This window comes from Agathobaculum sp. Marseille-P7918 (assembly GCF_900625105.1).
Lineage (GTDB): Bacteria > Bacillota > Clostridia > Oscillospirales > Butyricicoccaceae > Agathobaculum.
This window is the reverse complement of sequence record NZ_UYYD01000002.1, coordinates 225,335-248,716: the sequence shown is the minus strand read 5'-3', so window position 1 is coordinate 248,716 and position 23,382 is coordinate 225,335. Positions and strand designations below refer to the sequence as shown.

At 61.7% G+C, this 23,382-nt stretch carries 27 protein-coding genes; 15 read left to right on the top strand and 12 right to left on the bottom strand.

The genetic code is table 11. The features are described from left to right. Positions 1–21: 21 nt before the first annotated feature. The 4 genes from rbsK to EJL02_RS04705 all read left to right on the top strand — a co-directional run bounded on the left by rbsK (position 22) and on the right by EJL02_RS04705 (position 3,597). Positions 22–933 (top strand): ribokinase, encoded by a 912-nt coding sequence (gene rbsK / locus EJL02_RS04720; protein ID WP_125115260.1) that lies wholly within the window; start codon positions 22–24, stop codon positions 931–933. A gap of 117 nt (positions 934–1,050) precedes the next feature. Then, positions 1,051–1,776, top strand: coding sequence for a TraX family protein (locus EJL02_RS04715; protein WP_125115259.1), 726 nt, complete (start codon positions 1,051–1,053; stop codon positions 1,774–1,776). A 124-nt stretch (positions 1,777–1,900) separates the two neighbouring features. Then, complete coding sequence (locus tag EJL02_RS04710) at positions 1,901–2,221, top strand: PadR family transcriptional regulator (RefSeq protein WP_125115258.1); 321 nt, start codon at positions 1,901–1,903, stop codon at positions 2,219–2,221. Then, a complete protein-coding gene (locus EJL02_RS04705) occupies positions 2,221–3,597 on the top strand; it encodes a DUF2812 domain-containing protein (protein ID WP_125115257.1) in 1,377 nt (458 codons plus the stop codon). Before EJL02_RS04710 ends, EJL02_RS04705 begins: the two co-directional genes overlap by 1 nt. Before the next feature lie 71 nt (positions 3,598–3,668). Here the strand turns inward: EJL02_RS04705 and EJL02_RS04700 are convergent, their stop codons facing one another. From EJL02_RS04700 to fabD, 7 genes are all read right to left on the bottom strand, one after another. Continuing rightward, entirely contained in the window at positions 3,669–4,508 is an 840-nt protein-coding gene (locus EJL02_RS04700) for a MetQ/NlpA family ABC transporter substrate-binding protein (protein WP_125115256.1), read from the bottom strand. A gap of 64 nt (positions 4,509–4,572) precedes the next feature. Further along, positions 4,573–5,226 carry a methionine ABC transporter permease gene (locus EJL02_RS04695; RefSeq protein ID WP_125115255.1) on the bottom strand — a complete coding sequence of 218 codons (654 nt, stop codon included), beginning with the start codon at positions 5,224–5,226 and terminating at the stop codon, positions 4,573–4,575. Beyond that, positions 5,213–6,232, bottom strand: a complete 1,020-nt coding sequence (locus EJL02_RS04690) for a methionine ABC transporter ATP-binding protein (RefSeq protein ID WP_442857998.1) — start codon at positions 6,230–6,232, stop codon at positions 5,213–5,215. The genes EJL02_RS04695 and EJL02_RS04690 overlap by 14 nt, the downstream gene beginning before the upstream one ends. Before the next feature lie 308 nt (positions 6,233–6,540). Then, positions 6,541–7,419, bottom strand: a complete 879-nt coding sequence (locus tag EJL02_RS04685) for an anti-sigma-I factor RsgI family protein (protein ID WP_125115253.1) — start codon at positions 7,417–7,419, stop codon at positions 6,541–6,543. Next, a complete protein-coding gene (locus tag EJL02_RS04680) occupies positions 7,412–7,894 on the bottom strand; it encodes an RNA polymerase sigma factor (RefSeq protein ID WP_125115252.1) in 483 nt (160 codons plus the stop codon). The genes EJL02_RS04685 and EJL02_RS04680 overlap by 8 nt, the downstream gene beginning before the upstream one ends. A 42-nt stretch (positions 7,895–7,936) precedes the next feature. Next, positions 7,937–8,317 carry a hypothetical protein gene (locus EJL02_RS04675; RefSeq protein ID WP_125115251.1) on the bottom strand — a complete coding sequence of 127 codons (381 nt, stop codon included), beginning with the start codon at positions 8,315–8,317 and terminating at the stop codon, positions 7,937–7,939. Between the two features lie 171 nt (positions 8,318–8,488). Next, positions 8,489–9,406: an ACP S-malonyltransferase gene (gene fabD / locus EJL02_RS04670; RefSeq protein ID WP_125115250.1), complete on the bottom strand. Its 918-nt coding sequence runs from the start codon at positions 9,404–9,406 to the stop codon at positions 8,489–8,491. Positions 9,407–9,553: 147 nt separating this feature from the next. Here fabD and EJL02_RS04665 point away from each other — a divergent pair, with 147 nt between their 5' ends. The 10 genes from EJL02_RS04665 (at position 9,554) to acpP (ending at position 17,815) form a co-directional block, all read left to right on the top strand. Further along, a complete protein-coding gene (locus EJL02_RS04665; RefSeq protein WP_243114402.1) occupies positions 9,554–10,543 on the top strand; it encodes a beta-ketoacyl-ACP synthase III in 990 nt (329 codons plus the stop codon). 13 nt (positions 10,544–10,556) lie between these two features. Next, positions 10,557–11,504 carry an enoyl-[acyl-carrier-protein] reductase FabK gene (gene fabK / locus EJL02_RS04660; protein ID WP_125115249.1) on the top strand — a complete coding sequence of 316 codons (948 nt, stop codon included), beginning with the start codon at positions 10,557–10,559 and terminating at the stop codon, positions 11,502–11,504. 11 nt (positions 11,505–11,515) lie between these two features. Continuing rightward, complete coding sequence (fabG, locus tag EJL02_RS04655; RefSeq protein ID WP_125115248.1) at positions 11,516–12,244, top strand: 3-oxoacyl-[acyl-carrier-protein] reductase; 729 nt, start codon at positions 11,516–11,518, stop codon at positions 12,242–12,244. Between the two features lie 55 nt (positions 12,245–12,299). Continuing rightward, positions 12,300–13,532 carry a beta-ketoacyl-ACP synthase II gene (gene fabF, locus EJL02_RS04650; RefSeq protein ID WP_125115247.1) on the top strand — a complete coding sequence of 411 codons (1,233 nt, stop codon included), beginning with the start codon at positions 12,300–12,302 and terminating at the stop codon, positions 13,530–13,532. 3 nt (positions 13,533–13,535) lie between these two features. After that, complete coding sequence (gene accB / locus EJL02_RS04645) at positions 13,536–14,000, top strand: acetyl-CoA carboxylase biotin carboxyl carrier protein (protein WP_125115246.1); 465 nt, start codon at positions 13,536–13,538, stop codon at positions 13,998–14,000. A gap of 94 nt (positions 14,001–14,094) precedes the next feature. After that, complete coding sequence (fabZ, locus tag EJL02_RS04640; RefSeq protein ID WP_125115245.1) at positions 14,095–14,520, top strand: 3-hydroxyacyl-ACP dehydratase FabZ; 426 nt, start codon at positions 14,095–14,097, stop codon at positions 14,518–14,520. Between the two features lie 13 nt (positions 14,521–14,533). Then, positions 14,534–15,880: an acetyl-CoA carboxylase biotin carboxylase subunit gene (accC, locus tag EJL02_RS04635; protein ID WP_125115244.1), complete on the top strand. Its 1,347-nt coding sequence runs from the start codon at positions 14,534–14,536 to the stop codon at positions 15,878–15,880. A gap of 18 nt (positions 15,881–15,898) precedes the next feature. After that, the gene (gene accD, locus EJL02_RS04630) at positions 15,899–16,774 is read left to right on the top strand and encodes an acetyl-CoA carboxylase, carboxyltransferase subunit beta (protein ID WP_125115243.1); all 876 of its coding nucleotides are present in this window, start codon (positions 15,899–15,901) and stop codon (positions 16,772–16,774) included. Beyond that, positions 16,764–17,582 (top strand): acetyl-CoA carboxylase carboxyltransferase subunit alpha, encoded by an 819-nt coding sequence (locus tag EJL02_RS04625; protein ID WP_125115242.1) that lies wholly within the window; start codon positions 16,764–16,766, stop codon positions 17,580–17,582. The genes accD and EJL02_RS04625 overlap by 11 nt, the downstream gene beginning before the upstream one ends. Before the next feature lie 5 nt (positions 17,583–17,587). Next, entirely contained in the window at positions 17,588–17,815 is a 228-nt protein-coding gene (acpP, locus tag EJL02_RS04620; RefSeq protein ID WP_125115241.1) for an acyl carrier protein, read from the top strand. 71 nt (positions 17,816–17,886) lie between these two features. Here the strand turns inward: acpP and EJL02_RS04615 are convergent, their stop codons facing one another. The 5 genes from EJL02_RS04615 to typA all read right to left on the bottom strand — a co-directional run bounded on the left by EJL02_RS04615 (position 17,887) and on the right by typA (position 21,977). After that, entirely contained in the window at positions 17,887–18,879 is a 993-nt protein-coding gene (locus EJL02_RS04615; protein ID WP_125115240.1) for a hypothetical protein, read from the bottom strand. Then, positions 18,869–19,345, bottom strand: coding sequence for an RNA polymerase sigma factor (locus tag EJL02_RS04610; protein WP_125115239.1), 477 nt, complete (start codon positions 19,343–19,345; stop codon positions 18,869–18,871). Before EJL02_RS04610 ends, EJL02_RS04615 begins: the two co-directional genes overlap by 11 nt. Before the next feature lie 172 nt (positions 19,346–19,517). Further along, a complete protein-coding gene (locus tag EJL02_RS04605) occupies positions 19,518–19,733 on the bottom strand; it encodes a DUF1653 domain-containing protein (RefSeq protein ID WP_125115238.1) in 216 nt (71 codons plus the stop codon). Beyond that, positions 19,733–20,119: a RidA family protein gene (locus EJL02_RS04600; RefSeq protein ID WP_125115237.1), complete on the bottom strand. Its 387-nt coding sequence runs from the start codon at positions 20,117–20,119 to the stop codon at positions 19,733–19,735. Before EJL02_RS04600 ends, EJL02_RS04605 begins: the two co-directional genes overlap by 1 nt. A gap of 31 nt (positions 20,120–20,150) precedes the next feature. Next, complete coding sequence (gene typA / locus EJL02_RS04595) at positions 20,151–21,977, bottom strand: translational GTPase TypA (protein ID WP_125115236.1); 1,827 nt, start codon at positions 21,975–21,977, stop codon at positions 20,151–20,153. A gap of 245 nt (positions 21,978–22,222) precedes the next feature. On the opposite strand from typA, the gene EJL02_RS04590 reads away from it, so the two are divergent. Beyond that, complete coding sequence (locus EJL02_RS04590) at positions 22,223–23,347, top strand: stalk domain-containing protein (RefSeq protein WP_164510289.1); 1,125 nt, start codon at positions 22,223–22,225, stop codon at positions 23,345–23,347. Positions 23,348–23,382: the final 35 nt, after the last annotated feature.

The window sequence follows — 23,382 nt, the reverse complement described above, 5'->3', positions numbered from 1 at the left end:
AAACGACAGGGAGCGAGCGATATGAAAAAGATCTTGGTGGTCGGCAGCCTGAACATGGATTCTGTTATCCGCGTGCACAACATACCGGTGCCGGGGGAAACCGTTCTGGCGCAGGGCATCCGGCAGGTGCCCGGCGGCAAAGGCGCCAATCAGGCTTATGCGGCGGCCAAGCTGGGCGGACAGGTCGCGATGATCGGCGCGGTGGGCGACGACGCGTTCGGACGGCAGCTCAAGGACAATTTGGCGGCAGTCGGGGTGGATATCTCGGGCATCGAAACGCTGACCGGCTGTCCCACGGGCAACGCCGTCATCCCGGTGGACGACCGGGGAGAAAACGCGATCGTGGTGGTGCCCGGCGCCAACGCGCAGCTGACCACGGAAATGATCGACCGGCACATCCGTCTGGTGGACGAATGCGACATGATCCTCCTACAGCTGGAGATCCCGCTGGAAGTTGTGGCCTATGTCAAGCAGCTGGGCAAGGCGCGCGGCAAGCAGATGATTTTGGACCCCGCCCCGGCAAAAGCGGGTTTGCCGGACGACTTTTTTGCGGGGTTTGACATCGTCAAGCCCAACGAGACCGAACTGCAAACCTTGTTGGGCAAGGCGCTGCCGACGCCGCAGGCCTTGCAGGAGGGCGCGCGGGCGCTTTTGCAAAAGGGGGTCCGCGCGGTGATCGTGACGCTGGGCGAGATGGGTGCGTGGATGGTGACAAACGCGGGCGTGCAGACATTCCCGGCCTGCAAGGTGACGGCCGTGGACACCACCGCGGCGGGCGACAGCTTTACCGCGGCCTTCGCCGTGGCGCGCAGCCGGGGCGAGAGCGACGCGGACGCGATCGCGTTCGGCAACCGTGTGTCCGGGATTGTCGTGACGCGGCCGGGCGCGCAGACCTCGGTGCCGACGATGGAAGAGGTCGCCGGGCTGCGGTGAGCCGGCGCCCGGCACGCAAACGGCGCGGCTTTGCGTTGTATTTGCGGCGGTTTGGTGCTATACTGATGCTGAACCGAAGCAAAGGCGTGCGCCTGCCGTGCGCCGGAAAGGGTCGGCATGGATCACAAAACGACGTTTGGATTATCGCAAAACCAAGTGAAAATGATCGCCGCCGCCGCGATGGTGCTCGATCATGTGGGGGCGGAGCTGTTCCCGCAGCTGACCATCCTGCGCATCATCGGCCGGCTGGCGTTTCCGGTGTTTTCCTATTGCATCTGTGAAGGCAGCCGCCGCACGCATCACCCCGTGCGGTATCTCACACGGCTGCTCGGCATGGGCCTGCTGTGCATGGCGGGTTACTACATTTATGACGGGACGGTTTACGGCAACATCCTGATCACGTTTTCGCTGTCACTGTGCGCGCTGTATGCGTTTCAGTATGCCAGAACGCGCTGGGCGCAGGGCAGACCTGCCGCGCGGCTGGCCGGCGCAGGCGTTTTGCTGGGCTGCCTCGGTGGGATCTGGCTGATCTGCAGCTGGATCGCTGTGGATTACGGGTTTATCGGGGTGATGCTGCCGCTGTTTGCCGAACTGCCCGTCGCCATCTTTGACAGGCATGCTGCGGCGGAGACCGAGCGCTCCACTGTGCGGCTGCTCGGATTTTCGGTCGGGCTGCTGGTGCTTTCGCTGCAAATGGGCGGCGTCCAGCCGTACAGCCTGCTCACGCTGCCGTTTCTGTTCGCCTATGATGGGACAAGAGGCGAGAAAAACCTCAAACAGTTCTTTTACTGGTTTTATCCGGTGCATTTGCTGCTCATCGGGCTGGTGAGTCTGTGCATCTGAAAGCCGCTGCGCATGTGCAGCGGCTTTTTCTTTGCCCCAAAATGCAGAGGACGCTTGACTTTCTCGATATTCGAGATATAATGAAGGTACAGAAACTCGATATTCGAGATTGGGGTGATAAGCCATGCCGAGAGCCAAGTTTCAGACGCTGACCGAGCAGATGTTTTATGTGCTGCTGTGCCTGCGGGAGGAGTGCTACGGCATCGATATTTTCGATAAGGTGTCGGCTATGACGCAGGGGCGCGTCACGGTTGGTTCGGGCACGATGTACAACCTGCTCGAGCAGTTTTTGGAAGCGGAGATGATTCGCGAGGTGAACGTGGACGGCCGCCGCCGCAGTTATCTGCTGACCGACAAGGGGCGGGAGAGACTCGCCCAGGAATATCAGCGGCTGCGCGCACAGGCGGCGGATTACGAACGGGTTTTCGGAAAGGAGGCACCGTGATGAGAAAGACCAAGCGCAGACTGGAAACGCTGTCCTTTTACGACCGCACCGGCGTCGGGCGGCATTTGGAGAAAATGGCGGCCAAGGGCTGGCTGATCGACCGTGTGACCAGCTTTGGCTGGGTTTACCGCCGTATCGAGCCGAAAAAGCTGCGGTTCGCCGTGACCTATTACCCAAAAGCATCCGACTTTGACCCCGGTCCGACCGAGGACCAGCAGGTTTACCACGATATGACCGAGCAGACCGGCTGGCACTATGCGGCAAGCTGGGCGCAGATGCAGATTTTCTACACCGATCAGCCGGACGCCGTGCCGATCGAGACCGACCCGGAACTGGAGTTGGAGACCATCCATGCCGCGATGAAAAAGACCTTTTTTCCGGGGTATGGAATATTACTGGCGGTTTCGCTGTTCTATCTGATCAGATCGCTGGCTGACCTGTCGGATGATCCGATCGGGGTGTTTTCCAGCGCGATCAAGATAGGAATGCTAGTGCAGTGGCCGCTCCTCGCGCTGGTAAGCCTTGTGGAAATTGCCGCGTATCTGTTTTGGTACCGCCGTGCGCAGAAGGCTGCCGAATGCGGTGAATTTGTCGACACGCCCAATACGCACTGGTTCCGGTGCGTGATGCTGACGGCCTGGCTGGTCTGTTTTGCGCTGACTTGGCTGTACATCCTGACCAGTTTTTCGTCGTTTTGGCGCATTGTCGCGATTTCGATTTTGCTGTATACGCTGCTGATGATGGGCGTCGTAGGGGGCGTCAAGCAGCTGCTTAAAAACAGGAAAGTGTCGCGTGGGGTCAACCGCGCGGTCACGATCGCGGTGGACGTAGTGCTCGCGTTCGGCATGATGGCCGCCATCGTATTCGGCACGCTGCGCGCAACCGAAAACGGCTGGCTGGACAGCGATACCGCCGTCGATGAACTGCCGCTGACACTGGCCGAGCTGTGGGGCGATGAACTGCCGGAGGCAGCGTATCAGTCCAGATGGACGGAAGATGCCTCGCCGCTGGCTGCGGTGTACGACGGTAAAGAGGAGGCCTATCCGCTGGAGCAAGGCGTGTCCACGCCGTCGCTCGACTACACGGTTATCGTGATCAAGCTGCCCGCACTGTACGACCGGTGTCGTACGCAGCTGGTGGAAAAGAAGATAGAAATCAGTTATCGGCAGATCGACGTCGTTGCGTATCGCATCGCCACGCCGTGCGACGCTGCGCCGTGGGGTGCCAACGAGGCGTGGCAGGTGACTTGGGAGAACGATATACCGGGTGACGATTACTTACTGTGCTACGACCGCAATCTGGTTGAGATCAGCTTCAGCTGGACGCCGACCGATGCGCAGAAAGCGCTGGTCGGTGAAAAACTGGGCGATCTGTAACGAGAAAGACAAGAAAAAGCCCCTCTGCCGCGTGCTGCGGCAGAGGGGCTGCGCTTTTTTGAGGGGGAAATTTAGAAGACCGCCACGACAGCGCCCTTGTAGGTGTCGTCGATGAACTGCTTGACCGTGTCGCTCTGCAGTGCCTTCTTGAGTGCCTGAATCTTTTCGCTGTTCTCGTCGCCATTGCGGCAGGCAACCACATTGACATAGACCTTGGCGTACTCCGGATTCTCGGTGATGAGCGAATCCTCCTTGGCGTTCAGGTCGGCCTGCAGCGCGTAGTTGCCGTTGATGACCGCGAGGTCAACGTCCTCGAGCGAACGCGGCAGCTGCTCGGCAGCGATTTCCTGAATGTCGAGGTTCTTCGGGTTCTCGACGATGTCCAGCTTGGTCGCATCCGAAGTCGGGTCGATGCCGTCCTTCAGCTTGATCAGACCGGCGTCCTGCAGCAGGAGCAGCGCGCGGGTCTCATTCGAGCCGTCGTTCGGGACAGCGACGGACGCGCCGTCCGCCAGCGCGTCCAGGGTCGCGGTCTTGCCGGGATAGATGCCGAACGGCTCGTAGTGCATCTCGATGGCGGAGACCAGATCGGCGTTATTTTCCTTGTTGAAGTTGTTCAGGTAGGGGATGTGCTGGAAGTAGTTCGCGTCCAGATCGCCGTCCACCAGCGCGGTGTTGGGCTGCACATAGTCGGTGAACTCCACAACGTTGAGCGTCCAGCCTTCCTCGGCCAGCAGGTCCTTGGCGGCGTTCAGGATTTCCGCGTGCGGTGTGGGGGATGCGCCGACCGTAATGGTCTTGTCGTCGGACGCGCCGGCGTCGGAGGACTGGGCGTCGTTTCCGCCGCCGCAGGCTGCCAGCGCGGACAGGCACAGGACGCCTGCCAGCAGTGCTGCAAGTTTCTTCTTCATGGTTGTTTTCTCCTTTTCTACGATTGATCTATCATTTTTTAATGATAACGAAAATATAGGGGGCTCAGCGGTTGCGCTTGTCCAGTCGGCGCGCGAGCCACATGCCGACGACCTGAAAAATCTGCACAACGATCACGATGATGATGACCGCGACCAGCATGATCTCGAAGTTATAGCGGTTGTAGCCGTAGTTGACGGCCACCGTGCCCAGACCGCCGCCGCCGATGAAGCCCGCCATTGCGGAATAGCCGAGGATGGTGACGATCGAGATCGCACCGCCCACCATCAGCGAGGGCTTGGCCTCGGGCACAAGCACCTTCCAGACGATCTGCCACGGGGATGCGCCCATGGACTGCGCCGCTTCGATCACGCCGAACGGCACTTCCTTGATGGACGACTCGACCATGCGCGCGACATAGGGCGCGGCCGCGACCGTCAGCGGCACGATCATAGCGGTTGTGCCGATCGCCTTGCCTGCGATCGCGCGGGTCATCGGGGTGATCATGACCGCGAGGATGAGGAACGGGATCGAGCGCAGGATGTTGACGATCACGCCCAGCACGGTGTTGAGCAAGGGCATCGGACGGATGCCGTCCTTATCGGTCACGACCAGCAGCAGACCGAGCGGCAGGCCGATCAGATAGGAGACTGCGGTCGATACGATGACCATATATAAAGTTTCCCACAGGCTCTGGGCCCAAAGTTCAGGTGAAAGCATCGGCGTCTCCCTCCTCTACATGCACATTCTGGGTTTCGAGGTACGCCAGCGCGCGTTTGGCGGCGCGTTCGTCCTCGGGTAGTTGCAGGATCATCTGGCCGTAGGCGCGGCCGTCGATATCCTTGGTGTCCGCGAACATGATGTTGACCGGCGCCTTGCACTCGAGCACCATGTTGCTGACCACCGGCTCAAACGACGAGTTGCCGTCGAACACGATGCGGCAGTAATGTTTGCCGGTGGCGAGCTTGTCCCGTTTGCCGTCCGGATAGATCAGCTGCTTGGCCATCGCGGACTGCGGGCGGGTGAACACCTGATCGACCGAGCCGACCTCTGCGATGTGGCTGGAGTCGATAATCGCCACACGCTGGCAGATCTCCTCGATGACCGCCATCTCATGCGTGATGACGATGATTGTGATGCCGAGCGTCTGGTTGATCTCTTTGAGCAGCGCGAGGATCGAGCGGGTCGTCGTCGGGTCGAGCGCGCTGGTCGCCTCGTCGCACAGCAGGATCTTCGGGCTCGTCGCCAGCGCGCGGGCGATGGCCACGCGCTGCTGCTGGCCGCCCGACAGTTGGGACGGGTAATTGTCCGCGCGGTCAGAGAGGCTTACGATCTCGAGCAGCTCGCGGGCGCGCTTTTCCGCGTCCGCCTTTTTCATGCCCGCGATCTCGAGCGGGAAGCAGATGTTTTGCAGCGCGGTGCGCTGCTGCAGCAGGTTAAACTGCTGGAAAATCATGCCCATTGAGCGGCGCGCCTCCAGCAGCGACTTTTTGGACAGCTGGCCGAGCTCCTGCCCGTCCACCGTGACCGTGCCTTCGGTCGGCGTTTCCAGAAAGTTGATGCAGCGCACGAGCGTACTTTTGCCCGCGCCCGACAGGCCGATGATGCCGAAGATCTCGCCGCGGCGGATGTCCAGATTCACACCGTCCAGCGCGACGACCGTGCCGGCTCGTCCGCGGAAGGTTTTGTTCAGGTTTTGGATTCGTACAATGAAATCCTGTTCCAAGTCCATTCCCCCTTTGTCAAAATAAAAGCGGAAAGCAGGGTCTGCTTTCCGCTCGTTTTCCATGTAAACCGTGCCATGCCGCATGAAAAGCGGCCCGCTTACAGCTTGCAGCTTTTTTATCGCTGCATGGCAGAAAAACGAGCAAAACCGCACATCATGCACATGTCCATTCGAATCGACAGCATCGCGGCTTCCTCCTTTTCCTACGGTTTTAATAGATTTTATTCTCTGTGGTAATAGTGTATTCCATCGCGGGGGATTTGTCAAGCAATTTCTGCGGTCCGGCGGCAAAACATGTTGGGCGGGGGTCACTGGCCGGATTTTTTGCCCTGTCCGCCGCCGCTGCCGGCGCCATAGCCCTGGCCGGCGCCGTTTCCGCTGCCCCGGCCCTGACCATTGCCTGCGCCGCTACCTTGTCCGTTACCTGCACCGGCACCTTGGCCGTTGCCTTGACCCTGTCCCGCGCCCGCACCGTTGCCCTGTCCTGCGCCGTGGCCGGTGCTCGGCGTCTCGCCGGAGAGCGCGGCGATTCGGTCGCGGATCTCGCGCATGGTCAGCCCCTGCACGTCCTCGGGGGTCACGCTCGGGTCGAGCGCCTGCAGCTGCAAGAACGCCTGATACTTGCCGAAGGACAGCCCGGCTTCGTGCGCCTGCTCGACCTCTTCCGCGTTCGCCGCATGGCAGTAGACGTTTTTCGTGCCCGCGGTGCAGGTCTGCGCCTGCGTGAGGATGGCGTCCGCCTGCGCGGCGTTCTCGCCCGTGACTGCAATGGACAGCACCTCGTCCTCGGCGAGGTAATCCTCGACCGTGGGGTTTTCCAGCAGGCTGTCCAGCGCGTCGGCGTAGTCGAGAAAACGCACGTCGAGCGTCTCGGCCAGCGCGTCGCCGTCCGCGCCGATGCCCTCGACCGCGATCACCTTGTCAAACCGGTTGACCGAAAGCTCGACCGAAGGGTTGATGTCGATGCTGATCGCACAGGTGGGGGAGAAGTACGCCCAGTAGCCCGTGCCGCCCGCGGCCACAAGGGCGCAGCAGGCGAAGGCCGCCGCAAAGCGGCGCGCGGTGTGCGGGCGGGCTTTGGCCGCGCCGTAGTTGCCCGTCTGCCGGGCGAGGAACGCGCGGGTGGACTGCTGGAGGGCTTCGTCCGCCGTGACCTTGTCCAGCGCGGTTTTCAGTTCGTCACGCATCGTCGTCCCCTCCCAGCGTTTCGCGCAGCGCCTGTTTGGCGCGGGTCAGCAGTGTATAAATCGTGTTCACGTTCTTTTTCAGGATCTCGCCGATCTGCGGGGCGGTGTAGCCCTCATAATAATGCAGATAGACCACGTCGCGGTACTTGGGCGGCAGCGCGAGCACCGCGTCGAGCACCGTGCGGTCGTTTTCGGTCATCTCGGCGGGCTGGTCGAGCAGGGTGTCGAGCGAAACCGTGCGGCTGCGGAAAAAGCTCCTCAGCAGATCGCGGCAGGCGTTGATCGTCACGCGGATGAACCACGCCTTTTCGTGTTCCTCGCTTTCGAACATGGTGGTACTGAGGACATATTTCAAAAAAACGTTCTGAAAGATGTCCTCGGTATCGGCGTGATTTTTCAAATGGATCATACAGATCCGCCGGACGGTGTCCGCGTACCGCTCGATCGCCCGGTTTGCTTCCTGTTCGCTCCGCATTGCACCAACCTCAACTTCGATTTGCCCGCCTGTGCCCCTCGCTCAGCGGCCGCGGCCCCAGCCGTTCTGACGGCCGCTGCCGTCGCGGGGGCAAAGCCCCTGCTGCGTGCAGTTATCGCACACACCGTCACCGTCTGCATCGACGAAATACTGTCCGCGGCCCGTGCCGCAGTTGTCGCACACGCCGTCGCCGTCCGCATCGACGAAATACTGTCCGCGGCCCGTGCCGCAGTTGTCGCACACGCCGTCGCCGTTTGCATCGACGAAGTACTGTCCGCGGCCCGTGCCGTAGTTGTCGCACACGCCGTCACCATTTGCGTCCACATAGTTCCGGCCGCGGCCGTTGCCGGCGGCGAACGCGCCCGTCACTGCCAGCGAGAGCACCAATGCGGCGCTGACCGTACCCATAACCATCTTTTTCATAAGAATGCCTCCTTGCAATCGTTTGTCGTTTTTGGTTTTCGTTTGTGCCTTTCACTACCAATACGACCGGGGGAGGAAAATCCATTCATGCTTCCGCAAAAAATTTTCGGAAATTTTTTTGCGGGCGCAAAAGGGAGACGCCGCGGCGCCTCCCTTGGGGTGTTTTCTCGGTTACTCTGCGGCTGCCTGCACGCCCGCCATATCCTGCACGGTCTTGCAGGTCAGCTCCTTGCTGATCTTGCCCGCAAAGCCGGTCAGCGTCTTGCCCGGGCCGATCTCGCATGCGGTGGTCAGACCCGCCGCCATGCCGTTTTTCACCAGCTGCGTCCAGCGCACGGGGGAAATCATATGCTGCTCGAGGTGCGCGGGCAGGTCGGAGCAGTCGAGCACCTGGCCGTCCAGGTTGGAGTAAATGTCCATCTGGGGAGCGGAGAAGGTGAAATCCGACACATAGGCGCGCAGCTCGGCGGCTGCCTTTGCCATCAGCGGGGTGTGGAACGCGCCCGATACCGCCAGCGGTACCGCGCGGCGCGCGCCTGCTGCCTTGCAGTTCTCGACCGCTTCCGCGAGCGCTGCCTTTTCGCCCGCGATGACCAGCTGGCCGGGGCAGTTATAGTTGACCGGGCGCACGATGCCGCTCGTCACGGCCGCGCACGCGGCTTCGATCTTGTCATCGGCAAGGCCGAGGATGGCCGCCATGCCGCCGTCGATCGAGTCCGCGGCCTGCTGCATCAGCTTGCCGCGCATCGAGACGATCTTGACACCGTCGGCCAGCGTCACTACGCCCGCCGCCGCGAGCGCAGTGTATTCGCCCAGCGAGAAGCCTGCCGCCGCCTTGAAGGTCACGCCCGCTTCCCCCAGTGCGGCGAGTGCTGCCATCGAGTGCGTGAAAATCGCGATCTGGCTGTTCTCGGTGCGCGACAGGGTCGCCTTGTCGCTGTCAAAGCAGAGCTTTGCCACGTCCAGTCCCGCGCCGTCGCTCGCTTCCTCGAAAACCAACTTGGCAGCCTGAGAATTTTCATACAGATCCTTGCCCATGCCCGGCGCCTGCGCGCCCTGACCGGGGAAAAATGCAAAACCGTATTCCATGTTCCGTTCCTCCAAAAATCGCTGTCAAACCTCGGAAAAGGTTGACATTTTCGTGTCCTTTTATTATAATAGTCAAGGATTACTTTGTCAATCAAACTATTGTCGCTTTTCCACGCTTTGGGAGAGCGATTTGAACTTTTGGGGAGCGTGGAAATCATCAACAGCCAACTGATCGGCACGGGTTCGTGCATTCCGGATTTTGTTTTGACCAACGCAATGCTCGAAACCATGGTGGACACCAATGACGAATGGATCGTCAAGCGCACGGGCGTGCGCGAACGCCGCATTGCCAAGAACACCCACACCTGGGAGCTCGCCCTCGGCGCGGCGCAGAACGCGCTGGCGGACGCGGGCATCTCGGCCGAGGAGATTGACCTGATTCTGGTCAGCACCTGCACGCCGGATACCAACACCCCGAACACCGCAAGCGTCCTGCAGGACAAGCTGGGCGCGCGGCAGGTGGGCGCGATCGACATCAACAACGCCTGCGCGGGCTTCGTTTCCGCCACCGACATCGCGGACAGCTTCATCAAGGCGGGCAAGGCAAAGACCGTGCTGGTCGTCTCGGCTGAGACGCTGCACCGCATCACGGACTACACCGATCGCTCGACCTGCATCCTGTTCGGCGACGGCGCAGCCGCGGCGGTTTACCGCGCCACCGAGAACGAGAACGTCGGCATCCAGTCCACCTTTATCGCGGCGGACGGCTCGGGTTCGGATTACCTTTATATGGAGGCGCTGCCGGTCGAAGACCCGTTCGCGGCTGAGCGTCCGGTCGATCCCAAGGCGCGCTTCCTTAAAATGCAGGGCGCGGCGGTCGTGCGCTTCACCGCGCGCGCGGTGCCGCTGGCGATCGACACCGCGCTGCAGCGCGCGAATGTGTCGGCGGACGAGATCGACTGGGTGGTGCCGCATCAGGCCAACCTGCGCATCCTCGACGTGATCGCCAAGCGCTATCACCTGCCGAAGGAAAAGGTCTATGTCAATATGGACCGCTTCGGCAACACTTCGTCGGCTTCCGTACCGATTTGTCTGGATGAAATGCGGAAAAACGGTTTGCTGCAAGCAGGGCAGACCATTGTGTGCACCGGGTTCGGCGGCGGCCTGACCTATGGTGCGTTTGTACTGAAACTGTAAAGGAGAGAGTTCAATGAAAACCAAGATTACAGAATTGCTCGGTATCGAGTATCCGGTTGTGCAGGGCGCAATGGCGTGGGTTGCGGAGCATCACCTCGCCGCTGCGGTTTCCAAGGCGGGCGGCCTTGGTATCATTGCAGGCGGCGCGGCTCCGGTGGATTACATCCGTGACGAGATCCGCAAGGCCCGTGAGATCACGGACAAGCCGCTCGGCATGAACATCATGCTGCTCTCCCCGAACGCGGACGACCTCGCGCAGCTGGCCATCGACGAAAAGATCGAAGTGCTGACCACGGGCGCGGGCAATCCGGGCAAGTACATGGCCAAGTGGAAGGAAGCCGGCATCAAGGTCATGCCGGTCGTCGCGTCGGTTGCACTGGCCAAGCGCATGGAGCGCGCGGGCGCGGACGCCGTCATCGCGGAAGGCATGGAGGGTGGCGGCCACATCGGCGAGCTGACGACCATGCCGCTCGTGCCGCAGGTGGTGGATGCGCTGAGCATCCCGGTCATCGCGGCGGGCGGTATCGCGGACGGCCGCGGCATGGCGGCGGCGTTCCTGTTGGGCGCCGAGGGCGTGCAGTGCGGCACCGTGTTCCTCGCCTCCAACGAGTGCTATATTTCGGATAAGTATAAGGAGCTGGTCCTCAAGGCGACCGATATCTCGACCGTTGTCACCGGCCGTCCGTCCGGCCATCCGGTGCGCTCGCTCAAGACCCCGATGGCGCGCAAGTGCCTCGAGCTGGAGAAGATCGGCACCGAGCAGTCGCTCGAAGAGCTGGAAACCGCAACCGCAGGCTCGCTGCGCAAGGCGGTGCAGGACGGCAACTACGAGGAAGGCACCTTCATGTCCGGCCAGATCGCGGGCATGATCAAGGAGCTGCGTCCGTGCGCGGATATCATCCGCAGCATGACGGACGATGCCGAACAGCTGATGAAAAACGCGTACAAGCGTTTTGAATAAGGAGAAAAACGATGGGAATTGCAATCGTAACCGGCGGCTCGCGCGGCATCGGCGCGGCCATTTCGGAAAAGCTGGCCGCAGACGGCCATGATATCGTCATCAACTGCGCCTCTTCGGTCGAAAAGGCTGAGGCGGTCGCGGAAAAGTGCCGCGCGCACGGCGTCAAGGCTGTTGTCAAGCAGTGGGACGTAGCGGATTACGAAGCCTGCGGCAAAGCGCTCAAGGAAATTAAGGAAGAAATGGGCGTGCCCTATATTCTGGTCAACAACGCGGGCATCACGCGCGACGGCTTGATGGTCCGCATGAAGGAGGACCAGTTTGACGCGGTCATCCGCACCAACCTCAAGGGCGCGTTCAATATGATCAGCCAGTGCGGCGCGATGATGATGCGCGCCAAGCAGGGCCGTATCGTCAATATTGCTTCGGTTGCCGGCATTGTGGGCAACCCGGGACAGATCAACTATTCCGCAGCCAAGGCGGGCCTGATCGGCATGACCAAGACCGCCAGCAAGGAGCTCGGCGCGCGCGGCATCACGGTCAATGCGGTCGCCCCCGGTTTTATCGATACGGATATGACGCAGGGCCTGCCGGACGCCATCAAGGAAGGCGCGGTCAAGCAGATCTCGCTCGGCCGCTTCGGCAAGCCCGAGGAGATCGCGGGCGTGGTCGCGTTCCTGGCTTCGGATGCGGCAAGCTATGTCACCGGTCAGGTCATCGTGGCCGACGGCGGCATGATCTGAGGAATATTTCGCGGCAGGAGTTGGCCGCAGGGTGTATGAGGGAAAAGGAGATGCTTTGATGGAACGAGTAGTCATCACCGGTATGGGCGCGATCACGCCGGTTGGCAATGACGTGAAAACCTTTTGGGAGTCGCTGAAGGCGGGTAAATGCGGCATTGGACCGATCACCAAGTTCGACGTGACCAATTATAAGGTCAAGCTGGCCGCAGAGGTCAAGGACTTTGACGTGACCCAGTATGTGGACAAGCGCGAAGCACGCCGCATGGATCTCAACTGCCACTTTGCGCTGGCGGCTGCGCAGCAGGCAGTCGATCAGGCCGGCCTCAAGGAAGGCAATTTTGACCCCTACCGCACGGGCGTGATTTACGGCTCGGGCGTGGGCGGCCTGCATGTTGCCGAGTTGGAGATCCCCAAGCTGCTGGAAAAGGGCCCGGGCCGCGTGTCCCCGCTGTGCATCCCCGAGATGATCGCCAACATGGCGGCGGCGTATATTTCCATGCGCTTTGGCTTCAAGGGCGAGAATTTCTGCCCGGTTTCCGCCTGCGCAACCGGTAACCATTCGATCGGCGAAGCGATGCGTGCGATCCGCCATGGCTATCAGGACGTTGTGCTGTGCGGCGGCACCGAGAACGGCATCATCCCGATCTCGATGGCGGGCTTCCAGAATATGAAGGCTGTGCACACGGGCGACGACCCGACCTGTGCGTCCATTCCGTTTGACGCACGCCGTTCGGGCTTCGTCATGGGTGAAGGCGCGGGCTGCCTCGTGCTCGAGAGCCTGACGCACGCCCAGGCGCGCGGCGCGACCATCCTGGCCGAAGTCGCGGGCTACGGCGCATCGGGCGATGCGTACCACATCACCAGCCCCTCGCCGGACGGCGAAGCGGCCTCCCGCGCGATCCTGGGCGCGATCACGGACGCGGGCCTGACCCCGGCGGACGTGGATTACATCAACGCGCACGGCACGTCCACCCAGCTCAACGAGAAGTATGAGACGATCGCCATCAAGAAGGCGTTCGGTGATCTGGCGCACAAGGTCAAGGTTTCCTCGACCAAGTCGATGACCGGCCACCTGCTCGGCGGCGCGGCGGCGGTCGAGGCGATCGCCTGCGTCATGGCGATCCGCGACGGCGTGATCCCGCCGACCATCGGCTATCAGGAGCCCGATCCGGAGTGCGATCTGGACGTAACGCCGAACAAGGCGGTCGAGATGCCGGTGAACGTCGCCATCTCCAACGCGCTGGGCTTTGGCGGGCACAATGCCTGCATCCTGATTAAGAAGGTGTAAGATATGGATATCAAGGAACTCAAGGACGTCGCCGTCGAGCTGATGGACGCGCTCAAAGCACATGGCTTGGGCGAAGTCGAGCTGGAGCTGGACGACGTCAAGATCAAGATCAAGTCCGCGCCGCCGGCGCCGGTGGTTCCGGTCGCAGCTGCACCGGTTGCCGCAGCACCGGCCGCAGCCGCTGCTGCGGGCGAAACTGCTTCCGCCGCGCCGGCTGCCGAAGAGCAGCCCGAGGGCACGCCGGTCAAGAGCCCGCTGGTGGGCACGTTCTATTCGTCTCCCGCACCGGATGCGCCGCCGTTTGTGCTGGTCGGCCAGAAGGTCAAGGAGGGCGACACGCTGTTCATCATCGAAGCGATGAAGACGATGAACGAGATCAAGGCCCCGTGCGACGGTACGGTTGTGCGCATTCTGGCGCAGCCGGGCGATATGGTCGAGTATAACCAGACGGTTGTCATTATTGAATGAGGGAAGGGGGCTTGCATCAAGCCCCCTATCTTGAATAAAAAAGCGCTCGATTGACGAAATTGCTTGCGCTTGCTGGGAAAGAGGTATAAGATATATGCTGAATAAAGAACAGATCATGGAGATCCTGCCCCACCGCCCGCCCATGCTGCTGGTCGATGAGATTCTCGAAATGGATGAGGAGCATGTGGTCGGCACGCTGCACCTGACGGGCGACGAGTTTTTCTTCCAGGGGCACTTCCCGGGCAACCCGATCATGCCCGCGGTGTTCCGTCTGGAAGCGCTGGCGCAGGCCGGCGGCGTGGCGCTGCTGAGCATGCCCGAGTTCAAGGGCAAGACCGCGGTGTACACCGGCATCGACAAGGCCAAGTTCCGCGCGATGGCAAAGCCGGGCGATACGCTGCGTCTGGAAGTCAAGTTCACCAAGCGCCGCGGCCCGATGGCGGTAGCCGAGGGCGTTGCCTGGGTGGGCGACCAGAAGGCTGCCGAGGCGGAGATCAAGTGCATGGTCATCATGGACTGAGGCGGGGAAGAACATGTTTCAAAAGGTACTCATCGCGAACCGCGGCGAAATCGCGGTCCGCATCATTCAGGCTTGCCGCGATCTGGGCGTGATCGCGGTTGCCGTGTATTCCGAGGCCGACCGCGAGGCGCTGCACGCGCAGATCGCGGACGAAGCGGTGTGCATCGGCCCGGCCCGCGCGGCGGACAGCTATCTGAATATGGACAACATTATCTCGGCGGCGCTCGCGTCGGGCTGTCAGGCGATCCACCCGGGCTTCGGCTTTTTGTCCGAAAACCCGGATTTTGCCGAGCGCACGACGCAGGCCGGTCTGGCTTTCATCGGCCCGACCGCCGCGACCATCCGCCTGATGGGCGACAAGTCCGAGGCCAAGCGCAACGCGATTGCGGCCGGCGTGCCGGTCGCACTGGGCACGGACGGCCCGCTGCGCGACTTTGACGAGGCGCTGTCCGAAGCCGAGCGCATCGGCTATCCGGTCATGCTCAAGGCGGCGTCCGGCGGCGGCGGCAAGGGCATCCGCGTGGCGCAGAGCGTGCGCGAACTCAAGGATGCGTATGACAGCGCGGCGGCGGAAGCGGTTGCAAACTTCGGCGACGGCCGCCTGTACATGGAAAAATATATCGAGAATCCGCGCCATATCGAGGTGCAGATCCTGGGCGACAGCTTCGGCAACGTGGTGCACCTGTTCGAGCGCGAGTGCTCGGTGCAGCGCCGCCACCAGAAGCTGATCGAGGAAAGCCCGTCGGCCTTCGTCACGCCCGAGCTGCGCGAGAAAATGACCAAGGCGGCGGTCGATCTGGCCAAGCGCGTGGGCTACCGCAACGCGGGCACGATCGAATTCCTGGTTGACAGCGACCGCAACTTCTATTTCTGCGAGATGAACACCCGCATCCAGGTCGAGCATCCGGTCACCGAGCAGGTGACGGGCGTCGATCTCGTGTGCGAGCAGATCCGTGTGGCGGCGGGCGAGCCGCTGTCCTTCACGCAGGACGATTTGGAGCTGCGCGGCCACGCGATCGAGTGCCGCATCAACGCGGAGGACCCGTCGCGCGACTTCGCGCCCTGCCCGGGCACGCTGGTGTCCATGCACCTGCCGGGCGGACCGGGTGTGCGCATGGATACGGCGGCTTATCAGGGCTATAAAATCCCGCCGTTCTATGATTCCATGATCGGCAAGCTGATCGTCTACGGCGCGGACCGCCAGCAGGCCATTGCCCGCATGCGCCGCGCACTGGCCGAGACGCTGTTCGAAGGCGTTGTGACCGGCACGGACTATCAGATGCATATTCTGCGTTCCAAGGCGTTTGAGGACGCGGAGTTCAATGTCAATTCGATCGCAAACGGCGATTTTGATCGATAAAAGAGGGGAGGGAGCGCCATGCTGCTCGATTTATTCCAGAAAACGCGGGAAACCTCGATGGAGATGAAACCGCAGGAGCAAACGGGCGTCAAGGTGGTCAAGTGCAAAGGCTGCGGCGCGGAGCTGAAAGCCTATGCCTATGGTAAAAATCTGTATGTGTGCCCGCATTGCGGCCGTTACGGGCGGCTGCTCGCGCGCACGCGCATCCGTCAGATCGCGGATAAGGACAGCTTTATGGAGCTGTATGCCGATCTGGCGCCTGCCGACCCGATCGACTTTCCGGGTTATGCGGAAAAGACGGCGCAGCTGGCCGAAAAGGTCGGCATGCCGGACGCGGTCAAGACCGGTGTGTGCCGCATCGGCGGGGTGGAAACCTGCATTGGCGTGATGGACAGCCACTTTATGATGGCGTCCATGGGCTCGGTCGTGGGCGAAAAGCTGACCCGCCTGTTTGAATATGCCACCGAAAAGGGCCTGCCCGTGGTGCTGTTCACCTGTTCGGGCGGCGCGCGCATGCAGGAAGGCATGTTCTCCCTGCTGCAAATGGCCAAGGTTTCGGCCGCGGCGCGCCGGCATTCGGACGCAGGGCTGCTGTATATCACCGTGCTGACCGATCCGACCACCGGCGGCGTGACCGCGTCGTTTGCCATGCTGGGCGACATCATCCTCGCCGAGCCGCGCACGACGGTCGGCTTTGCCGGACGGCGCGTCATCGAGGGCACGATCGGCGAAACGCTGCCGGAGGACTTTCAGTCGTCCGAGTTCTTGCTTTCGCACGGTTTTTGTGATAAAATAGTTCCGCGCAACAAGCTCAAGGGCACGCTGGAGACGCTTCTCAAACTCCATCGGCAGCCCAAACCGAAGAAACGGCAGGTGTGGCACTATGGCGAATAAACCTGCAAGTGAAAAAATGCGCATCATCCATGACCCCAAGCGTCCGCAGATCGAGGATTATATCGACGAGCTGTTCACCGACTTTGTCGAGCTGCACGGCGACCGCTATTTCGGCGAGGACCATGCGATCTGCGCGGGCATTGGCCTGTTTAACGGCACGCCGGTGACCGTCATCGGCCACCGTAAGGGCAAGACGACCGAGGAAAAGATGGCCGCCAATTTTGGCATGGCCAACCCCGAAGGCTACCGCAAGGCGCTCAGACTCGCGCATCAGGCCGAGAAATTCCACCGTCCGGTCATCAATCTGGTCGATACGACCGGCGCATTCCCGGGCGTGGGCGCGGAGGAGCGCGGACAGGGCGAGGCGATCGCCCGCAGTCTGTATGAGTTCATCGAACTGCGCACGCCGGTGATTTCGATTGTCACGGGCGAAGGCGGTTCGGGCGGCGCACTGGCGCTGGCTGTGGCCGACCGTGTGCTCATGCTGGAAAACGCGCTGTATTCGGTCATTTCGCCGCGCGGCTGCGCGTCCATCCTGTGGAAGGACCCCTCGCGCGAAGCGGAAGCCGCCGACACCCTGCGCATCACCGCGCAGGACCTGTATAATTTCGGCATGATCGAGGGCATCATCCCGGAAGGGCAGACAAACGCCCAGCTCATCCGCAACGTGGGCCGCGCGCTGCGCGACCAGCTCGCAGAGCTGGCAGCCGAGCCGGATATGGATACGATGCTGCAAAAACGGTATGAAAAGTTCCGTAAGATCGGAATTTTCAGAACAATAAATCAAGATCAAAATGAAGGAGTGTAAATCCCATGTTTGAAAAGGTATGCGAGATTCTGGCTGACAAGTTCGACGCCGACGCTTCCACCATGACCATGGATACCAAGGTAAAGGAAGATCTGAACGCGGACTCTCTGGACGTTGTTGAGCTGATGATGGACCTCGAGGAGAACTTCGGCGTAACGATCTCCGACGAAGAGGCGACCCAGATGAGCACCATCGGTGACATTGTCAAGTACATCGAGGAGCACCAGAACTAATTTGCTGTAAAGCAGAGAGAAGGCTTCGGAACCGTAAGGTTTCGAAGCCTTTTTTTCGTTTGCGCCTGCGCTCAGCCGTCGAGCTGGAATGTGACGCGCCAGCCGCCTTGGATGGCAGTACCGTCCACCGAGCCATAAAGCACCGGCGTGCAACCGGATAGCACATCCGGCTGAATGGCATAGATCGCTTCCCGGCAGTACAGGCCGCTGTCCGAATAGCTGTAAGATGCGTGGGCCGCAACCGGCTGCCCATCCGCATCCAGCAGTTCCAGAATGCCGTTGGCGCCGTCCGCCTGCTCGGTGCGAAGCTGCAAATGCAGCTGCCCATTTTGGTAAACGGCGGACACGGAGAACAGTCCGTCCTCGCTTTGCCAGAGCGGCGTCTGCGGGGCGAGGAAGGCGTAGCTCTCCGGTGCTTCGCCGCCGTCCGGCAGGAAGCAGTCGCTCAATACATGAGATTGCACGGCGGCGCTGCCCGGCAGATTGGACAGGGAAACCGGCAGCTTTTCGCCGTCATAGCTGGACAGGACCGGCGTGAGCGTATCCACCGAAAAGGTCAGCGGCTCCGCAGCGTCAAGCGTGCGGTTCAGCACGGAAAACTCCGCAAAAAAGGTTGCGGTTTGCGTCTTTTCGTCCCAGTCCAGCAGCCGATAGCTGCCGCTGCCCATGGTCCAGCCGTCGATCCGGTATCCATCCAGCAGCAGGTCATCGGCCGCGAGACGATCGCCCTGTGTGTCCTGCACGGTGAACACCACACAGGCCGTGTGGCCTTCCAGATAGGCGGATTCCACCTGCATCGTGATGCCCTGCTCGGTGCAGGCCTGCTTCACGGGGGACAGAAAGCGGGATACCGCGGTGTACAGTGCCGGCAGCTGGCCGGTGGCTTGGAGGGCGGCTGCGGTGCCGCCTAACGCGACCGCGGCGACAAGCGCCACAGCGATGCCGCGCCGCAGGCGGCGTTTGGGGCGCTGCCGCTGGTGCATGCGCGACAGGGTGTCGCTTACCAGCGCATCCGACGGCGTGATTGGTGTCTGCATGCTGCGATAGGTTTGCTCAAAGTTCATCGTCGTCCTCTCCTTTCAGCAGGTCGCGGAGCTGCGCGCGGGCGCGGGTCAGCCGCGTGCGGATGGCGGACGGCTTTTCGCCCGTCATGCGTGCGATCTCCTCGGCGGAATAGCCTTCAAAGTAGAACAGATGCACCGCGGCGCGGTACTTGGGCGCCAGCTGCCGCAGCGCCTCGTCCAGCGCGTTTTCCTCGGGTGCGGGGAACGGGATGCGCTCGTCGAGCGGCACGTCATGCCGCCGCCAGGCTGCGCGCCAATGGCTTTTCAGACAGTTGAGCGTCACACGCAGCAGCCACGCCTTTTCGTGGGCTTCGCTGTCGAAGACCGGATGGTGCTGCGTCACGCGCAGAAACACTTCCTGAAAAATGTCGTCCGCGTCGTGGCGGCTGCGCGTCTGGGCGTAGGCCAGCCGGTAAACCGTAGCGCCGTAGGTGCGGATCAGCTGTTCCGGTGTTTTGTCTGTCATGTGCTCCCGCCTCCTTTCACTGAGAATACGCCGCAGGGCGGCAGATCGCTACAAATGCCGCGGAACTTTTTCGGTTTGGTGGACGGCGGTGCGTCTCGGGCTGCCTGTGATCGGATGGGCGGCAAGAGAGGGCTTGATGCAAAAAAAGAGGACGGAATTTCCGTCCTCTTTTTTATTCGCCGATATACCGGAAGCGTGGGCCGCAGTAGCCGTCCCGTTCGACGGTCTCGTTCCACATCGCAGCGGGACGCACCCACAGGCCGTGCTCACCGTACAGCGCGCGGTAGACGACCATGGTCTCGTCCGTCTCCGAGTGGCGCGCGGTGCCGAGTACCTCGTACTCGTTGCCCTTGAAGTGGCGGTAGCGGCCGGGCCTGATAGACTCCATCAGCCCTGAACCGCGATGACCTCAACCTCGACCTTTGCGCCCATCGGCAGCGCCGCAACCTGTACGCAGGAGCGCGCCGGTGCGCCTTCGGGGAAATACTTGCCGTAAACGCCGTTGAACGCTGCAAAGTCGTTCATATCGGCCAGGAAGCAGGTGGTCTTGATGACGCGGTCAAACGACACGCCGCCCTCGGCGAGCACGCAGCGCAGGTTCTGCATGACCTGCTCGGTCTGCTCCTCGATGGTGGTGGCCTCGATCTTGCCGGTCGCGGGGTTGATCGGGATCTGGCCCGAGGTGAAGATCATGCGGCTTGCCGCGATGGCCTGCGAATACGGGCCAACAGCTGCGGGTGCGAGATCGGTGTGCAGTACTTCTTTAACAGACATGGGAATACTCCTTTATGGTGAAAAAATGGACTTACTTTTTGCCGCCCTTGGTCTTTTTCAGACGCTCGGTGTTGGACAGGATCTTTTTGCGGATGCGGATGCTCTTGGGCGTGATTTCGAGCAGCTCGTCGTCCGAGATGAACTCGAGCGCCGCTTCGATCGACATCTGGCGCGGCGGGATCAGGCGCAGCGCATCGTCCGAACCGGCAGCACGCATGTTGGTCAGCTGCTTTTTCTTGCAGACGTTGACCGCCATATCTTCGCCGCGCGGGTTCTCACCGATGACCATGCCTTCGTATACCTGCGTGCCCGGGCCGATGAACAGCGGGCCGCGCTCCTGCGCGTTGAACAGGCCGTAGCCGACGGCTTCGCCCGTCTCAAACGCGATCAGCGAGCCGGTGGTGCGCTTCTGGATCTCGCCCTTGTACGGCTGATAGCTGTGGAAGACCGAGGACAGGACGCCTTCGCCCTTGGTGTCGGTCAGGAATTCGGTGCGGTAGCCGAACAGGCCGCGCGCCGGGATCAGGAACTCGAGGCGCATGCGGTCCGAGCCCTTGGGGTTCATGGAGACCAGTTCGCCCTTGCGGCTGCCCATCTTCTCCATGATCGCGCCCACTGCGTCCTGCGGTACGTCCGCGATCATGCGCTCGATCGGCTCGCATTTCTTGCCGTCGATTTCCTTGAACAGCGCCTTGGGTGCGCCGACCTGGAACTCATAGCCTTCGCGGCGCAGGTTTTCGATCAGGATGGACAGATGCATTTCGCCGCGGCCGCACACGCGGAAGGAATCGGTCGTGTCGGTCTCGTTGACGCGCAGGGACACGTCCTTCAAAAGCTCGCGGAACAGGCGCTCACGCAGGTGACGCGAGGTGACGAACTTGCCTTCCTTGCCGGCAAACGGCGAATCGTTGACCGAGAAGGTCATCTCGACCGTCGGCTCGGAGATCTTGACAAAGGGCAGCGGCTCGACGTGCTCGGGGTCGCACAGGGTCTCGCCGATGGTGACGTTCTCAATGCCCGAGAAGCACACGATCTCGCCCGCCTTGGCTTCGTCCACCGGCTGGCGGTCGAGTTCTTCGATCGTGTACAGCGTGACGACCTTGGCGTTATACGGCTGGGTGGAGCCGTGGTAGTCGCAGACCATGACCTGCTGGCCGACCTTCATCGAGCCGCGCTCGATGCGGCCGATGCCGATGCGGCCGACGTACTCGTTGTAGTCGATCGAGGAGACCAGCATCTGGGTCGGGCCTTCGGTATCGACATGCGGCGCCGGGATGTGCTCGAGGATCTGCTCGAACAGCGGGGTCAGGTCGGTGCCCGGCACGTTCGGGGACATGGACGCGGTGCCGGCGCGGCCCGAGCAGTAAACGATCGGGCTGTCCAGCTGCTCGTCGGATGCGTCGAGGTTCAGCAGCAGCTCGAGGACCTCGTCGCCGATCTCGTTGAGGCGTGCGTCCGGACGGTCAATCTTGTTGATCGCAATGATGATCTTATGGCCGAATTCCAGCGCCTTCTGGAGGACGAAACGGGTCTGGGGCATCGGGCCTTCCGCCGCATCGACCAGCAGCACAACGCCGTCCACCATCTTGAGGATACGCTCGACCTCGCCGGAAAAGTCCGCGTGGCCCGGGGTATCGACGATGTTGATCTTGACGCCCTTGTAATGTACCGAAGTGTTTTTTGCCAGAATGGTGATGCCGCGCTCACGCTCGATGTCGCCCGAGTCCATGACGCGCTCCTCCACCACCTGATTTTCACGGAATGCGCCCGCCTGCTTGAGCATCTGGTCGACCAGCGTCGTTTTGCCGTGGTCAACGTGTGCAATGATGGCGATGTTGCGCAAATCGTTACGAACCATATCTATTCCTCCATCTGCGGATAATTTTCATACAGATATATTATACCCGCTTTCCGGTAGGTTTTCCACCTGTGTTATCATCAAAATTCGCGTGAAATACGCGCGCAAAACTGGCAATTTTGGCGCGTTTATGTCGGTATGCGCGGATTTTCGCACGGGGGATGCATGTCTTGACAGCGGTGGGGCGGCACAGTATACTGAAAGCAGAACAGACGGCGGAACGCCGGCAAAAAGGAGGATGCCTTATGCGAAAATGTGGGAAACGACTGTTGTGTGCCGTGCTGACGGGCGCGCTGTGTCTGGGCGCAGCGGGAGCTGCGGGCACGGGGAACCTGACGCCAAAGGGGGCGCGGGCGTATCTGGACGCGATCGTGCAGCTGCAGCAAACGTACGGCACGGCATGGACGGCGCCGCAAGGCAGCCCGCTGAGCGGCATGTGGCAGGGGCTGTCGCTGGCGCAGCTGGTGGATTTTGATGGCGACGGCACGCCCGAACTCTACTGCGGCAGCTATAGCGGCCAGCATTTGTACACCTATGACGGCGCGCTGGTCGATCTGGAGATCCCCCGGCAGGTGAGTAACTTCGGCACGGACGTCTCGCCGACCACGCTGCTGTATGTCGATGCGGACAAGGCGTATCTGGTGGACGGCCATGAGGTGATGAACGGCGGCGAGGTGCGGTATCTGACCAAACAGGGCGGCCAAATGGTGGCTGCGCTGACCTATACGGACGCGATCGGGGAAAATCCGGACGGCACTTGGGGCGCGCATCTGTGCACGGTCAACGGGCAGTCGGTGTCCTCGGAGGCGCTCCAGGCCGCGTTGGAGCAGCTGACCGCGGGCATGACAAAACTGGATTACACCTATTGGAATATCCCGTTGGAGCAGCAAAACGTGCGGGGCACGGTGCAGCAGACCATCACCGCGCTGCGCGCGCTGACCAATCCGACGGCGGCGGTCTCCGCGCACAAGGTTACGATCGACGGCAAGTCGGTGTCGCTGGCGGCCTATGAGATCGGCGGCAACAACTACTTCAAGCTGCGCGATCTGGCGCAGGCGCTGTCCGGTACGGCGGCGCAGTTCGAGGTCGCCTGGAACGGTGTGGAGCAGCGCATCGACCTGACCGACGGCGCATCGTACACGCCGGTCGGCGGCGAACTGGCAGCCCTTCCGGCGGGCAGCCGGCCGGCTGCGCTGACCGAGGCTTCGGTCTATCTGGGCGGCAAGGCGCTCGACCTGACCGCTTATGAGATCGGCGGCAACAACTACTTCAAGCTGCGCGATCTGGGCGCGGCGCTGGACTTCGGCGTGCAGTGGGACAGCGCTTCGCAGACCGTGGTCATTGACACGGATGCGCCGTATACCGAATAACGATCCGGCGACAGCGGCGGCCCGCCTGCGCGGAC

Bases quoted from the DNA above. Each gene is read 5' to 3' on its own strand.
- EJL02_RS04675 (WP_125115251.1), bottom strand. From the start codon at position 8,317: ATGAAAAAGATGGTTATGGGTACGGTCAGCGCCGCATTGGTGCTCTCG.
- EJL02_RS04705 (WP_125115257.1), top strand. From the start codon at position 2,221: ATGAGAAAGACCAAGCGCAGACTGGAAACGCTGTCCTTTTACGACCGC.
- accB (WP_125115246.1), top strand. From the start codon at position 13,536: ATGGATATCAAGGAACTCAAGGACGTCGCCGTCGAGCTGATGGACGCG.
- accC (WP_125115244.1), top strand. From the start codon at position 14,534: ATGTTTCAAAAGGTACTCATCGCGAACCGCGGCGAAATCGCGGTCCGC.
- accD (WP_125115243.1), top strand. From the start codon at position 15,899: ATGCTGCTCGATTTATTCCAGAAAACGCGGGAAACCTCGATGGAGATG.
- fabK (WP_125115249.1), top strand. From the start codon at position 10,557: ATGAAAACCAAGATTACAGAATTGCTCGGTATCGAGTATCCGGTTGTG.
- EJL02_RS04600 (WP_125115237.1), bottom strand. From the start codon at position 20,119: ATGTCTGTTAAAGAAGTACTGCACACCGATCTCGCACCCGCAGCTGTT.
- EJL02_RS04685 (WP_125115253.1), bottom strand. From the start codon at position 7,419: ATGCGTGACGAACTGAAAACCGCGCTGGACAAGGTCACGGCGGACGAA.
- typA (WP_125115236.1), bottom strand. From the start codon at position 21,977: ATGGTTCGTAACGATTTGCGCAACATCGCCATCATTGCACACGTTGAC.
- fabD (WP_125115250.1), bottom strand. From the start codon at position 9,406: ATGGAATACGGTTTTGCATTTTTCCCCGGTCAGGGCGCGCAGGCGCCG.
- fabG (WP_125115248.1), top strand. From the start codon at position 11,516: ATGGGAATTGCAATCGTAACCGGCGGCTCGCGCGGCATCGGCGCGGCC.
- EJL02_RS04680 (WP_125115252.1), bottom strand. From the start codon at position 7,894: ATGCGGAGCGAACAGGAAGCAAACCGGGCGATCGAGCGGTACGCGGAC.
- EJL02_RS04610 (WP_125115239.1), bottom strand. From the start codon at position 19,345: ATGACAGACAAAACACCGGAACAGCTGATCCGCACCTACGGCGCTACG.
- EJL02_RS04700 (WP_125115256.1), bottom strand. From the start codon at position 4,508: ATGAAGAAGAAACTTGCAGCACTGCTGGCAGGCGTCCTGTGCCTGTCC.
- acpP (WP_125115241.1), top strand. From the start codon at position 17,588: ATGTTTGAAAAGGTATGCGAGATTCTGGCTGACAAGTTCGACGCCGAC.
- EJL02_RS04590 (WP_164510289.1), top strand. From the start codon at position 22,223: ATGCGAAAATGTGGGAAACGACTGTTGTGTGCCGTGCTGACGGGCGCG.
- fabZ (WP_125115245.1), top strand. From the start codon at position 14,095: ATGCTGAATAAAGAACAGATCATGGAGATCCTGCCCCACCGCCCGCCC.
- EJL02_RS04605 (WP_125115238.1), bottom strand. From the start codon at position 19,733: ATGGAGTCTATCAGGCCCGGCCGCTACCGCCACTTCAAGGGCAACGAG.
- rbsK (WP_125115260.1), top strand. From the start codon at position 22: ATGAAAAAGATCTTGGTGGTCGGCAGCCTGAACATGGATTCTGTTATC.
- EJL02_RS04615 (WP_125115240.1), bottom strand. From the start codon at position 18,879: ATGAACTTTGAGCAAACCTATCGCAGCATGCAGACACCAATCACGCCG.
- EJL02_RS04715 (WP_125115259.1), top strand. From the start codon at position 1,051: ATGGATCACAAAACGACGTTTGGATTATCGCAAAACCAAGTGAAAATG.
- EJL02_RS04625 (WP_125115242.1), top strand. From the start codon at position 16,764: ATGGCGAATAAACCTGCAAGTGAAAAAATGCGCATCATCCATGACCCC.
- EJL02_RS04695 (WP_125115255.1), bottom strand. From the start codon at position 5,226: ATGCTTTCACCTGAACTTTGGGCCCAGAGCCTGTGGGAAACTTTATAT.
- EJL02_RS04710 (WP_125115258.1), top strand. From the start codon at position 1,901: ATGCCGAGAGCCAAGTTTCAGACGCTGACCGAGCAGATGTTTTATGTG.